Below are 12984 nucleotides of genomic sequence, written 5' to 3'. Positions count from 1 at the left end.
GGAACGGTCAGCCCAGGACCAGGTCGCGGACGGTGCGCAGGGTCGGCTCGTCGCGGGGGCCCATGACGAGCAGCGAGGTGACGGGAGACTTGTGCCAGAGCTCCAGGCGCTCCTTGATCCGGCCCGGCGGGCCGACCAGGGAGATGCCGTCGGCGAGCTCGTCGGGGATGGCGCGGAACGCCTCGTCCCTGCGGCCCGCCAGGTAGAGCGACTGGATGTGCTCGGCCGCCTCGGCGTAGCCCATCCTGCCGATGATGTCGGCGTGGAAGTTGCGGTGCTTGGCGCCCATGCCGCCGATGTAGAGGGTGAGCATCATCTTGACGCCGTCCAGGGCGGACCGGACGTCGTCGGAGATGACGACCATGACCATGGCGGCGATGTCGAAGTCGGGACTCCGCGAGGCCAGGGACTCGCCGTACATCTCCTCGATCTTCGAGGGGAAGGCGAACAGCGGGAGCCAGCCCTGGGCGAGCTCGGCGGCCAGGGCGACGTTCTCGGGGCCCTCGGCGCCGAGGTAGACGGGGATGTCCCGGCGGAGCGGGTGGGTGATGAGCTTGAGCGGCTTGCCCAGGCCGCCCGGGAGCGGCAGCGGGTGGTGGGGGCCCTCGTTGGTCACGGGCTCCTCGCGGCGCCAGACCTTGCGCATGATCTCGACGTACTCGCGCGTCCTGGCCAGCGGCCTGGCGAACGGCTGGCCGTACCAGCCCTCGACGACCTGGGGGCCGGAGGCGCCGACGCCGAGCAGCAGGCGGCCGCCCGTGAGGTGGTCGAGGGTCATCGCGGTCATGGCCGTGGTGACCGGCGGCCGGGCCGACATCTGGGCGATGGAGGTGCCCAGTTTGATGCGCGAGGTGCGCGCGCCGTACCAGGCGAGCGGGGTGAAAACGTCACTGCCGTAGGCCTCGGCGGTCCACACCGAGTCGTAGCCGAGCCGCTCGGCGGCGAGCACCGAGTCGGTCGCGTCGTCGGCGTTGCGCTGCCAGTAACCGAGATTCAGACCGAGCTTCAATCGACACCTCCGGAATTAAGTTCTATTACCGCTGGGTGGGGGTCTGGTGTCAATCCGGGATATTCGGGGACGTGTGCTCTGTGTTCAAGGCTCAGTGGCGTCTCGCATGTGTCCTGCTGCTCCTGTCCACCACGGCCCAGCCCGCGGTGGCCTCGGAGGAGGCCCGGCCGAACATCGTGCTCATCATGGCCGACGACCTCGACTCCGGCGGCTTGTCCTATTTTCCGAACATCACCCGCCATCTGGTGGATCAGGGCACCTCATTCGAGCGCTTTTTCGTGACCAATTCTTGGTGCTGCCCGTCGCGTTCGTCGGTGCTGCGCTCCCAGTATGTCCACAGCCATGGTGTATGGACCAACACCCCGCCGGAAGGCGGCTTCGCCCGGTTCTATCAGCAAGGCTTGGAACGTTCCACCGTAGGGACCTGGATGCGCGATGCCGGATATCGCACCGCGCTGATGGGCAAGTACCTCAACCACTACCCGGGCGGCGTGGTCCCGGAGACCTACGTGCCGCCAGGCTGGGACGAGTGGGCCGTCCCGGTCAAGAATCTCTACCGGGAGTACGGCTACCGCCTCAACGAGAACGGGCGCGTGACCCGCTACGGCTGGGGAGAGCAGGACTACCTCTCGGACGTGCTGGCGGGCAGGGCCCGCGACTTCATCACGCGGAGCACGTCGCCGTTCTTCCTCTACCTCGCCCCGGTCGCGCCGCACCTGCCGGCCAACCCAGCCGTGCGGCACGCCGGCGCGTTCCCGGGGGCCAAGGCGCCGAGAACGCCGTCGTTCAACCGGCCGGACGTGAGCCGGGAGCCGCACTGGCTGCGCTCCAGGCCCCAGCTCGACGACAAGCAGATCGACCGGGTCGACCGGCTCTACCGCAACAGGATGCGGGCCACGCTCGGTGTGGACGATCTGGTCGGCTCCGTGGTGGACACGCTGGCCGAGACCGGCAAACTCGACAACACCTACATCTTCTTCACCTCCGACAACGGCTTCCATCTCGGCACCCACCGGCTCAGGCGTGGCAAGACCACGCCGTTCGAGGAAGCGATCAAGGTCCCGCTGGTCGTGCGCGGGCCGGGCGTGCCCAAGGCCGCGGAGACCGGGCAGATGGGCGCCACCGTGGACCTCGCGCCGACGATGGCCGAGCTCGGCGGGGCCGTCACGCCGAGCTTCGCGGAGGGCCGGTCGCTGACGCCGCTGCTGCGCGGCGAATGGCCGGCGAACTGGCGCAGGAACGTGCTGGTCGAGTTCGCCAGGCCGCTCAACCGGGCCTCGGCCGCCCAGACGCCGGTGCCTCCCTACCGGGCCGTGCGCACGCAGAGATACACCTATGTCAAATATCAGACGGGGGAGGAGCAGCTGTACGACCTGCTCACGGACCCCTACCAGCTCGACAACCTGGCCGCGACCGCCAGTCCGGCCCTGCTGGCGGACCTGCGGGGTCGTCTGGAGGCCATGCGCACCTGTGCGGGAGCCAGCTGCCGGGTGGCCGACTCCCGCGAGTGACCTTTCAGGGCATGGGCGGGAACAGGGAGGGATAGGCGTGAGCCAGGTGCTCGGTCACCGCGCGCGCGGCCTCTGCGGCGTCGCCCGCGCCGACGGCGGCCAGGATGCGCGCGTGGTCGGCCTGCAGGACGGACGTGTCACCCAGCCGGTCCACCGCCTCCACCGCGTAGCGCCGCATCGAGTCCCGCAGCGAGCGCATGATGGCGGCGATCAGCCGGTTGCCGGAGGCGTCGGCGAGTGCGCAGTGGAAGGCCGTGTCATGTTCGACGAACTCCTCCGCGGAGCTCGCCGAGGCCATCGCGGCCAGGGCGGCGGCCAGGGCCGAGGTGTCGGCGCGGGCGGTCGCCGCCCGATCGGCCGCCCAGCGCTCGATCATCAGCCTGGTGTCGATGACCTCGCGCAGCTCCAGGCTCGCCAGCCCCAGGTGCAGCCTGAGCAGGTCGGTCAGCGCCGTGTCCGGCCTGGAGGTGAGCACGGCGCCGGCGTCCGGCCCCCGCCCCACCTGCGAGGACACCACGCCGAGCGTCTCCAGCACACGCATCGCCTCGCGCACGGAGGAACGGCCGACGCCGAGTTGCTCGGCGAGCTGCCGCTCGGCCGGCAGCCGGTCGCCGGCCGTGAGGCCGTCCTCGACGATGCGGCGCTCGATCTGGGCGAGCACGTCCTCGAACGTGCGGGTCCTCTTGACGGGCCGCCAGCCGGTGTCGGTCAACGAGGTCTCCTTGGGCCGCAGGGGTGCGGTCCGATGATGGCATCCGCTATGGTCTGACCATACTGTGGTCAGACCATACCTCGGAAGGAGAGGCGTGCGAGTCGCCCTGTTCATCACGTGCGTGAACGACACGCTCTTCCCCGGCACCGGCAAGGCCGTCGTGTCGCTCCTGCGCCGCCTCGGCTGCGACGTCGATTTCCCCGCCGCGCAGACCTGCTGCGGGCAGATGCACGTCAACACGGGCTACCCCGAGGAGGGCGTGCGGCTGGCGCGCCACTTCACCGAGGTCTTCGCGGGCTACGACGCGGTGGTGGCCCCCTCCGGGTCGTGCGCCGCCATGGTCCGCGAGCAGTACCCCAAGCTGGTACGGCCGGGCAGCAGGGGAGCGGCGGCCATCGCCGAGGTCGCGCCTCGGGTGTACGAGCTGTCCGAGTTCCTGATCGACGTACTGAAAGTCGACGACGTAGGCGCATATTTCCCACACCGGGTGACATATCACCCGACGTGTCACTCGCTCCGCGGCCTCCGCCTGGGCGACCGGCCCACCAGGCTGCTGAGCAAGGTGCGCGGCCTGGAGCTGGTCCCCCTGCCCGCCGCCGAGGAGTGCTGCGGCTTCGGCGGCACCTTCGCGGTGAAGAATCCCGCGGTCTCCGCCGCCATGGGGGCCGACAAGGCGCACAACGTGCTCGGCACCGGGGCCGAGGTGCTCTGCGCGGCCGACAACTCCTGCCTCATGCACATCGGCGGCACGCTCAACCGGCAGCGGGCCGGCGTGCGGATCATGCATCTGGCGGAGATCCTCGCGACGACGGAGGCGACCCCATGAGCGGGACATTCCTCGGCATGCCTGGAAATTTCCCACAAAATGCTGCGAAGGCCGTACAAAACTCGCAGCTCCGCTACAACCTCCGGAAGGCCACGCACACCATCCGGGGCAAGCGCGCGAGCGTCGTGAGCGAGCTGCCCGACTGGCAGGAGCTCCGCGCGGCCGGCAAGGCGATCAAGGACGAGACCCTCCGCCACCTCGACCGCTACCTGCTCCAGCTGGAGGAGGCCGTGACGGCCGCGGGCGGCACCGTGCACTGGGCCCGTGACGCCGCCGAGGCCAACCGCATCGTCACCGACCTGGTCAAGGCCACCGGCGAGACCGAGGTGGTCAAGGTCAAGTCGATGGCCACCCAGGAGATCGAGCTCAACGAGGCCCTCGCCGAGCAGGGCATCACGGCCTACGAGACCGACCTGGCCGAGCTGATCGTCCAGCTCGGCGACGACTTCCCGAGCCACATCCTGGTCCCCGCGATCCACCGCAACAGGGCCGAGATCCGCGAGATCTTCCTCGACAAGATGGCCGAGACGCCACCCGGCCTGACCGACGAGCCCGCCGCGCTGGCCGAGGCCGCCCGGCTCCACCTGCGCGAACGCTTCCTCAAGAGCAAGGTGGCGATCTCCGGCGCCAACTTCATGATCGCCGAGACCGGCACGCTGGTGGTGCTGGAGTCCGAGGGCAACGGCCGCATGTGCCTGACGCTGCCGCAGACCCTGATCAGCGTGGTGGGCATCGAGAAGCTCCTGCCCGCCTGGCGCGACCTCGAGGTCTTCCTGCAACTGCTGCCGCGCAGCTCGACCGGCGAGCGGATGAACCCCTACACCAGCATGTGGACCGGCGCCGTCGAAGGCCAGGACTTCCACCTGGTGCTGCTCGACAACGGCCGCACCGGCGTGCTCGCCGACGAGGTCGGACGCCAGGCGCTGCGCTGCATCCGCTGCTCCGCCTGCCTGAACGTCTGCCCCGTCTACGAGCGCGCGGGCGGGCACGCCTACGGCTCGGTCTATCCGGGCCCGATCGGCGCCATCCTCACCCCGCAGCTGCGCGGCATGTCGTCGGACCTGGACGCCTCCCTGCCGTACGCCTCCAGCCTGTGCGGGGCCTGCTTCGACGCCTGCCCGGTCGCGATCGACATCCCCGAAGTGCTCGTCCACCTGCGCGCCAAGGCGCCGCACGCACCGGCCGAGCGGGCCGGCATGCGGGTCGCGGGCTGGATACTCAACGACGAGGTACGGCTCGGCAAGGCCCAGCGGCTGGCCATCCGCTTCCGCAAGCTCGTCCCCAAGCGGCTGCCCGGCCCCTTGTCGGCCTGGACCGACACCAGGGACCTGCCCGAGATCCCGGAAGAATCCTTCAGAGACTGGTGGGAGCGTCATGAGCGCCCGTGAGGAGATCCTCGGCAGGATCAGGGCGGCCGTCCGCGGCGCGCCCGAGGTGGACATCCCCCGCGCTTACCGGACCCAGCCGTGGGTGGACGACCTGGTGGGGCTGTTCGCCGAGCGGGTGGACGACTACCGGGCGATCGTGCACGTGCTGCCCGCCGCCGAGGTGCCCGGCAAGATAGCCGAGCTGGTCGGGGGCCGCCGCATGGTCGTGCCCGACGGGCTGCCGCCCGAGTGGGCGGGGCAGGCCGAGCGCGCCGGCGGCTCGCTGGCCGAGCTGGACGCCGCCGACGGCGTCGTCACCGGCTGCGCGGTGGCGATCGCGGAGACCGGCACGATCGTTCTCGACGCGGGCCCCGGCCAGGGCAGCCGGGCGCAGACACTGGTGCCCGACTATCACCTGTGCGTGGTGCGGGCCGGGCAGATCGTGGCGGGCGTCCCCGAGGCCCTCGCCAGGCTCGACCCGGCCCGCCCGCTCACCTGGATCAGCGGACCGTCGGCGACCAGCGACATCGAGCTCAACAGGGTCGAGGGCGTGCACGGTCCGAGGACGCTCGAAGTGGTCGTCAGTATCTGAGCACCGCGGCCACGTCCGACACCTGGCCGGTGAACCAGAGCTCGGCGTCCGTCATGGCCGCCGCCCTGGTCAGCGCGGAGTCCGCGCGCTCCTCGACCGGGTCGTCCACCCCCCAGGCGCGCAACTCCCCGGCATCGGTGGAGACCTGCGTGCCGCGCTCGCCTATCCAGACCGTCCTGGGCATCTCGCCGGGCATGAGCAGCGCGTGCACCCTGCCTTCGCGCAGGGCCTGCGCCACCTGCGCCGGCCCCACCGGGCCGGCCTGCTCGCGGTGCCGGTCGAGCAGCTCGGCCCGCCTGCGGTCGAGCCAGCGGTCGAGCGCCTCCTCCGCGTCGCGCTCGAACCCGCCGTGCTCGCCACGGTGGCCGTGCTCCACCATCAGCACCCGGTCGGCGGACTTGGGGCCGAGGTGCTCGGTGAGCAGCGAGCGCGACTTCGGCTCACCCGCCACCAGGATCAGGTCCGCGTCGATCCGCCGCACCTGCTCGTCGATCTCGTGCGCCACCGCCGCGGCGTTCTTCTCCCAGGTCTCCTCCACGGCGTTCTCGTAGCGCCGCTGCGACCAGCCGCCCTGCGAGGTCTTCCGCAGCGGCCAGTCTTCGGCCTCGACGGTCGTGGTGCGCGGCGAGCCGCCGCCGAACACCGTCACCTCCGCGCCCGCGTGATCGATGATCACACGCAGGTGCGACACGTTCTCGCCGCGCCGCAGCAACATGGGCGTGACGTACGGCAGCGGTGAGACGTTCACGAACGGCGGAGGCGAGTCGGCGAGCGTCTCGGCCAGCACCACGTCCTCCGGCGTGGCGAACACCGCCCGCCCCGGACCGGGCCGGAGCGCCTCCTCCTCCAGCGCGGCCGGCACCCCGGCGCCCGCCCGCTCCAGCTCGTCACGCAGGCTGGTCCACTGCGTCGCCCTGTCTCGCTGGATGAGCGCCCCCATGTAGAGGCTCGTGTAAGGGCCGGGGCGCTCGCAGATCGGCCGGATGAAGTCGAGCCGCACCGGTCACCACCTCCGCTTCTCCACGCCCAGGCCGAGTGCCTGGCCCACCTCGGCCATGTTGATGTAGCGGCCTTCCGGCAGGGACCGGAGGATCTCCGTCACCTCGTCGGGAGCGTCCATCCGCTCCGCGTGCCCCCGCAGATCCCGGGCGCTCGCCGGGAAATCGGCGTCGCTGAGCCACTTGGCCAGATCGCTGCGCAGATCGACCGCTTCGGCGCTGATGCCTTCAGGGGTGCCGGGCTCGTGCCCCGGCGCGTACCGGCGTACCGATGCCTCCTCTCCGGGCGCCGGCATGGGTTCGGTTTCCTTCCATTCCTCCGCGTGCGTCGGCCCCCCACCGCGCACGATGCCCTTGGTCTCGCGTTTCTGTTCCTCATCGAGACGAGGACCGTGCTTCGAGCTTTCGCGTTCCATGGAAAATCACTCCCCTTGAAATCGCCCTACCCCCGCTCTCATGGGCAAACACCGCCACTGTGTAGCCTGCCGAGCGTGTTCGCGTTAGACGTCCGCATCGCCACCGGGCGGCTGGTCCTCAGGCCGTTCGGCACCCAGGACGTGGACCGGATCAGGTCCATCGTGGCGTCGAAGGTCCGGTTCCTGCCGCCGGGGGCGCCCGGCCACGTCTCGGGTGTCAAGCAGTGGCTCGCCCACGGCGTGCACGAGCTGCAGCGCTCCGGGCAGGGCGTGCATCTGGCCATGAACGACGCCGAAGGCCGCATCGTGGGTGCCATCAGCCTTTTCAAGACCTCCTGGGGCGCCGGCACCACCGAGGTCGGTTACGGCGTCCATCCCCTCTACCGGGGACGTGGCTTCGCCACCGAGGCCGTATGCGCGCTGGCGGAGTGGGTGTTCGACACCACCGAGCTGCGCAGGATCGACCTGACGGCCAACCTGGACAATCTCCCGTCCCTGCGCGTGGCACACAAAGCGGGCTTCACCTGGGAAGGCGTGCTGCGCGCGGCCGTACTGGAAGACGACGGGCCGCACGACCTGGTGGTCTTCGGCCTGCTGCGGGACGACGAGCGTACGCCGTCCGACACGCTGCCCCGCGCGGAGCTGCGCACCCCGAGGCTGCTGATCCGGCCGTTCTCGGAGGCGGACGTGCCGGACCTGACGATCACCGGCGCCGACCCGCTCACGCAGGCCAAGACCGGGGTGCCGCGCGGCTACAGCGAGGCGGACGCCAGGGAGTTCATCGTCCTGGCCGAGCGGATGCGGACCCGGGGCCACGGCATCGCCTGGGCCGTGGAGGACCTGGCGACCGGCCGCTTCGCCGCCAATGTGGACCTCAGGGACGTCGACTGGGGCAACAGGAGCTGCGAGGTCGGCTACATGGCCGCGCCCTGGGCCCGCGGCCAGGGCATCACCGCCGAGGCGGTCACCGCCATCGCCCGCTGGCTGTTCGGCGAGCAGGGTTTCCGGCGGCTCAAGCTCCGCGCCGCCGTGACGAACCCGGCCTCGCAGCGCGTGGCGGAGAAGGCGGGTTTCGTCCGCGAAGGGGTGGAACGCAACGCTCTGCGCGGCGAGGATCTCGTCGTCTTCAGCCTCATCCCGTCCGATCTGGCGTGAGGGCACGGGGGACTGGCCCCGGCGACCCCTTGGAGAAACCCAGGTAGAGCCGTCACCCTGGGGGGTGAGGACGGTGAGGCCATGATCACGGTTGTCGGATGGGACGGTTCGGAGCTGTCGGCCAGGGCGATCGACCGGCTGCACGCGGCCAGGCTCGTCGTCGGGCCCGACACCGTCGTCGGGAGGCTCTCCCTGACAGCGTCGACCGTGACCGACGAACGGCTGCTCGAGACCCTCGACGACCACCTCGAACAGGGTGAGGGCCCCGCCGTCGTGGTCGCCGAGGGCGACCCCGGGTTCTTCGGCGTGCTGCGCGTGCTGCGCGCCCACGGGCTCAAGCCCGACGTGCTCCCCGCCACCTCCCTGGTCACCCGCGCCTTCGCCTGCGCCGGGCTCAACTGGGAGGACGCCCTCGTCGTCGCACCGGCGGGCCCCCACCAGCTCAACCGGGTCGTCAACGCCTGCCGGGCGCACCACAAGGTGGCCCTGCTGGTCACCCCCGGCGTCGGCCCCGCCGAGATCGCCAGGGAGCTCGCCCCCACCACGCCGCGCTCGCTCATCGTCTGCGAGGACCTCGGCGGCCCCGACGAGCGCGTCACCCACAGCCGCATGGGCGAGGCCACGACGCGGCCCTGGAAGGACCCCGACGTGGTGCTCGTCGTCGACCCGCTGCACCGGCCCAAGGAGCCGGGCTGGGTGGCGGGCGCGCAGCCCGGGCCGCCAGAGTGGGCGCTGCCGCTGGAATCGCGGCTGCCGCCGGAGGTCAGGGCGTACGTCCTGGCCAAGCTCGGCCCCCGGCTCGGCGACCTGGTGTGGGACGTGGGCGCGGGCAGCGGCGAGATCGCCGTCGAGTGCGCCAGGCTCGGAGCCGCCGTGATGGCCGTCGAGCGCGACGAGGCCGCCTGCGCCCGGCTGCGCGCCAACGTGCTCGAACACGGCGTCAAGGTGGCGCTGACCAGGGGACAGGCGCCACCCGCGCTCGAACCGCTGCCCGACCCCGACGCCGTCTTCGTCGGCGGCGGCGGGACGGATGTGATCGTGGCCTGCGCCGCCCGCCGCCCGCGCTCGCTGGTGTGCGCGCTCAGGGCCGTCGAGCGCGTGCCGGCCGTGCTCGACCGGCTGCGCGAGCACGGCTATCGTGCGCAGGGCAGCCAGATCCTGGCCGCCACCCTGGTCATCGGCCCCGACGGATCACACAGTCTGACGGCTCCCGATCCCGTCTTCGTCGTGCATGCGACTCCCGCGCACACAGCGTGACCTGTCGCCCACCGGCATGCATCGGTTATCCTCGCGTTCTTCCTCTACGCACCGGAGTACCTTCGCATGAAGCCCCCGCTCCTGCTCATCGGGCAGGGCTCGAACGACGACGCCGACTCCGCTGAATTCGGCAGGTTCGTCCATCGGCTCCGCTGCCGACTCGACCAGACCGCCACCGACGTCTCGGGCGGCTATCTCGAGCGCGCCACCCCGCGGCTGAGCGAGTCCGTCGCCTCCCTGGTGGCCAGGGGACACCATCGCCTCGTGGCCCTGCCCCTGAGCCTGAGCCGGGTGGGCGACGACCTGCCCGCGGCCATGGCGCTGGAGCAGCAGCGCCACCCCACCCTGATGTACGACTACGCCCGCCCGCTCGGGCCGGACCCGCGCGTGCTCGCCCTGCTGGCCGAGCGGCTCACCGACGCCGCCGCCGAGATGCCGCTCAGGCCCCGCCCGCTGGAGCTCGTCGGCGCCAGGCCCAGGCTGCGGGCCGTCGACACGCTGCTCGCCGAGGGCCCCCACACGCATGTCGAGCCGGGAGAGACCGCCGTCGTCCTGGTCGGCGAGGGCTCGACGGACGCGGCCGCCAATGCCGAGATCCACCGGGTGTCGCGGCTGTTCTGGGAGACGCACGCCTACGACTTCATGACCGTCGAGACCGCGTTCGTCTCCCTGACCCCGCCCGGCGTGCCCGGCGGGCTGGAGCGCTGCCGCCGCCTCGGCGCCAAGCGTGTCATCGTCGTCCCCTACCTGCTGTTCGCCGGTGGCGCGCTGGAGCGCGTGTGGGCGCAGGCGCTGGCCTACGGCGCGGGCCACCCCGACCTCGACATCCGCTGCGCCGAGGTCATCGGCGACTGCGAGACCCTGGCCGACGTGGTCATCGACCGCTACGAGGAAGCAGCGCTCCAACTGGTCCCGTAAACCGCAACCCGGAGGTTCCCGTGCTCGCCGAGACGCTCGCCGCGATCCGCCCCGCCGACCTTCGCGCGCTCGCCGACGCCCGGGCCCACCAGGACCGCCTCACCAAGCCGCGCGGCTCGCTCGGGGTGCTGGAAGAGATCGCGGTACGGCTCGCGGGCGCCGCGGGCGTCACCCCGCCGCCCATGCCGGCCCCGGCAGCCCTGGCCATCTTCGCCGCCGACCACGGCGTGCACGCCAGAGGCGTCACCCCGTGGCCGCAGGAGGTAACGGTGCAGATGGTGGCCAACTTCCTGGCGGGCGGCGCGGTGGCCAACGCCTTCGCGGCCCAGACCGGAGCCTCGGTGACCGTGGTGGACGTCGGCGTCGCCGCCGACCTGCCCGACGACCCCCGGCTGATCAACCTGAAGATCGCCTACGGCACCGCGGACCTGTCCCAGGGGCCCGCGATGACCGTCGACCAGGCCGTACAGGCTCTCGAAGCGGGGATAACCGTCGCCCGTGACCTGGTCGAAGGGGGCGCCCGCTGCCTGATCACCGGTGACATGGGCATCGCCAACACCACCGCCTCGGCGGCGCTGATCTCGGCCTTCACCGGCAGGGACGCGGCCGAGGTGACGGGCCGGGGGACCGGGATCGACGACGAGACCCACGCCCGCAAGGTGGCGGTGGTCCGCGAGGCGTTGCAGGTCAACGGCCTGTCCCCGGCAGGCTCTGGGACGGTCGCGCCGACCGAGGCGCTGCGCACGCTCGCGGCGGTGGGGGGGTTCGAGCACGCGGCGATCGCCGGCCTCATCCTGGGCGGCGCGGCCGCCCGGGTGCCGGTGATCCTCGACGGGGTCATCGCCGGCGCGGCCGCTCTCGCCGCGGCCGCCCTCGACCCCGCCGCCATCGACCACTGCGTGGCCGGGCACCGCTCGGCCGAGCCCGGCCACTCCGCCGCCCTCGACCATCTCGGCCTGCGCCCGCTGGTGGACCTGGAGCTGCGGCTCGGCGAGGGGAGCGGCGGGCTGCTCGCCCACCCCCTGGTCTGCGCGGCGGTGCGCGTCATGCACGACGTGGCCACGTTCGACTCGGCGGGAGTGACGGAAAAGCCCGTGTGATGATGGGGACACCGCGAGCACTACGTGAGGTGAGCAGTGTCCCGATATGGACCCATGTTCGGCCCGGACATCACGTTCCTCGGTGTCGAACGCTGCGACATCGGTGACCCGGCGGGTTACGAGGGCGCCGACGTCGTGATCATCGGCGCCCCCTTCGACGGTGGCACCTCCAACCGGCCCGGCGCCCGGTTCGGTCCGATGGCCCTGCGCCAGGCCTGCTACCTGCCGCACGACGGTTCCAGGCCCAGCCTGGCCCTGCGGGTCGACGCCCTGCGGGACCTGCGCGTGCTCGACGCGGGTGACGTCGAGTGCTACTCCGGCGACGTCGAGGGCTCCCTGGCCGCCATCGAGGAGGCGGTCCACCGCGTCGCCGCCTCCGGCGCGATCCCGCTGGTGCTCGGCGGCGACCACACGGTCGCGCTGCCCGACGCCCGCGGCACCGCCAGGGCCCACTCGCCCGGCCGTACCTCGATGATCCACTTCGACGCGCACGCCGACACCGGGGACATCGCCTTCGGCCACCTGTACGGCCACGGGCAGCCGATGCGCCGCCTCATCGAGTCAGGAGCCATCCGCGGCGACCGGTTCCTTCAGATCGGACTGCGCGGCTACTGGCCCGGCCCCGAGACGCTGGACTGGATGGCCGCCCAGGAAATGCGCTCCTACGAGATGACCGAGATCGTGGCCCGAGGGCTGGAGGAGTGCCTGACCGAGGCGTTCCGGATCGCGCTCGACGACTGCGACCAGATCTTCCTGTCCGTGGACATCGACGTGTGCGACCCCGGGCACGCGCCCGGCACCGGCACCCCGGAGCCGGGCGGGCTGACGGCCAGGCAACTGCTCGACTCGGTGCGGCGCATCTGCTACGAGCTGCCCGTGGCGGGCATGGAGGTCGTCGAGGTCGCGCCCCCGTACGATCACGCCGACATCACCGCCTTCCTGGGGAACCGCGTTATCCTTGAGGCGCTCTCGGCGATGGCCAGACGCCGCAAGGACGACGGAGGCGGGCCACGCTGGGACCCCAGGCAGCCACTGCTGGACGGCCGTTGACTCGTGCGAAGCAAATGACGCGGTAAGAGCCGGTAGGTTTACCTCCTAGCACTCCAACCTTCGCGAACGGGAG

Annotated in this window: 13 protein-coding genes; 9 read left to right on the top strand and 4 right to left on the bottom strand. The window is 71.6% G+C overall.

Annotated features, from left to right (window positions below; translation table 11 throughout):
* Positions 1-7: 7 nt before the first annotated feature.
* Complete coding sequence (locus V5E28_RS26310) at positions 8-1009, bottom strand: LLM class F420-dependent oxidoreductase (protein ID WP_336210101.1); 1002 nt, start codon at positions 1007-1009, stop codon at positions 8-10.
* 71 nt (positions 1010-1080) lie between these two features.
* On the opposite strand from V5E28_RS26310, the gene V5E28_RS26305 reads away from it, so the two are divergent.
* Positions 1081-2520 carry a sulfatase family protein gene (locus tag V5E28_RS26305; protein WP_336210099.1) on the top strand — a complete coding sequence of 480 codons (1440 nt, stop codon included), beginning with the start codon at positions 1081-1083 and terminating at the stop codon, positions 2518-2520.
* Between the two features lie 4 nt (positions 2521-2524).
* Here V5E28_RS26305 and V5E28_RS26300 read toward each other — a convergent pair whose 3' ends face one another.
* Positions 2525-3232 carry a FadR/GntR family transcriptional regulator gene (locus V5E28_RS26300; RefSeq protein ID WP_336210097.1) on the bottom strand — a complete coding sequence of 236 codons (708 nt, stop codon included), beginning with the start codon at positions 3230-3232 and terminating at the stop codon, positions 2525-2527.
* A 94-nt stretch (positions 3233-3326) separates the two neighbouring features.
* On the opposite strand from V5E28_RS26300, the gene V5E28_RS26295 reads away from it, so the two are divergent.
* Genes V5E28_RS26295 through V5E28_RS26285 form a run of 3 tightly spaced genes read left to right on the top strand, consistent with a single transcriptional unit; the run spans position 3327 to position 6017 of the window.
* A complete protein-coding gene (locus V5E28_RS26295; protein WP_336210094.1) occupies positions 3327-4058 on the top strand; it encodes a (Fe-S)-binding protein in 732 nt (243 codons plus the stop codon).
* Positions 4055-5446 carry a lactate utilization protein B gene (locus V5E28_RS26290; protein WP_336210091.1) on the top strand — a complete coding sequence of 464 codons (1392 nt, stop codon included), beginning with the start codon at positions 4055-4057 and terminating at the stop codon, positions 5444-5446. The genes V5E28_RS26295 and V5E28_RS26290 overlap by 4 nt, the downstream gene beginning before the upstream one ends.
* Positions 5433-6017: a LutC/YkgG family protein gene (locus V5E28_RS26285; RefSeq protein ID WP_336210090.1), complete on the top strand. Its 585-nt coding sequence runs from the start codon at positions 5433-5435 to the stop codon at positions 6015-6017. Before V5E28_RS26290 ends, V5E28_RS26285 begins: the two co-directional genes overlap by 14 nt.
* Here V5E28_RS26285 and V5E28_RS26280 read toward each other — a convergent pair.
* Positions 6007-7017 carry a baeRF2 domain-containing protein gene (locus tag V5E28_RS26280; RefSeq protein WP_336210087.1) on the bottom strand — a complete coding sequence of 337 codons (1011 nt, stop codon included), beginning with the start codon at positions 7015-7017 and terminating at the stop codon, positions 6007-6009. The genes V5E28_RS26285 and V5E28_RS26280 overlap by 11 nt on opposite strands.
* Before the next feature lie 3 nt (positions 7018-7020).
* A complete protein-coding gene (locus tag V5E28_RS26275; RefSeq protein ID WP_336210086.1) occupies positions 7021-7431 on the bottom strand; it encodes a DUF2795 domain-containing protein in 411 nt (136 codons plus the stop codon).
* Positions 7432-7527: 96 nt separating this feature from the next.
* Between V5E28_RS26275 and V5E28_RS26270 the strand changes: the two genes are divergently transcribed.
* From V5E28_RS26270 to speB, 5 genes are all read left to right on the top strand, one after another.
* Positions 7528-8586 carry a GNAT family N-acetyltransferase gene (locus tag V5E28_RS26270; protein ID WP_442945872.1) on the top strand — a complete coding sequence of 353 codons (1059 nt, stop codon included), beginning with the start codon at positions 7528-7530 and terminating at the stop codon, positions 8584-8586.
* Between the two features lie 81 nt (positions 8587-8667).
* On the top strand, positions 8668-9843 hold the full coding sequence (locus V5E28_RS26265; protein WP_336210080.1) for a bifunctional cobalt-precorrin-7 (C(5))-methyltransferase/cobalt-precorrin-6B (C(15))-methyltransferase: 1176 nt from the start codon (positions 8668-8670) through the stop codon (positions 9841-9843).
* A gap of 66 nt (positions 9844-9909) precedes the next feature.
* Positions 9910-10761, top strand: coding sequence for a sirohydrochlorin chelatase (locus V5E28_RS26260; protein ID WP_336210079.1), 852 nt, complete (start codon positions 9910-9912; stop codon positions 10759-10761).
* A gap of 20 nt (positions 10762-10781) precedes the next feature.
* Positions 10782-11861 (top strand): nicotinate-nucleotide--dimethylbenzimidazole phosphoribosyltransferase, encoded by a 1080-nt coding sequence (cobT, locus tag V5E28_RS26255; protein WP_336210077.1) that lies wholly within the window; start codon positions 10782-10784, stop codon positions 11859-11861.
* A 36-nt stretch (positions 11862-11897) separates the two neighbouring features.
* On the top strand, positions 11898-12911 hold the full coding sequence (speB, locus tag V5E28_RS26250) for an agmatinase (RefSeq protein WP_336210074.1): 1014 nt from the start codon (positions 11898-11900) through the stop codon (positions 12909-12911).
* The last annotated feature ends 73 nt before the right edge of the window (positions 12912-12984 follow it).

Source organism: Nonomuraea sp. LPB2021202275-12-8 (assembly GCF_037044575.1).
Taxonomy (GTDB): domain Bacteria; phylum Actinomycetota; class Actinomycetes; order Streptosporangiales; family Streptosporangiaceae; genus Nonomuraea.
Note: the sequence above shows the minus strand (reverse complement) of the source record. Positions and strands in the feature narration are given on the sequence as shown.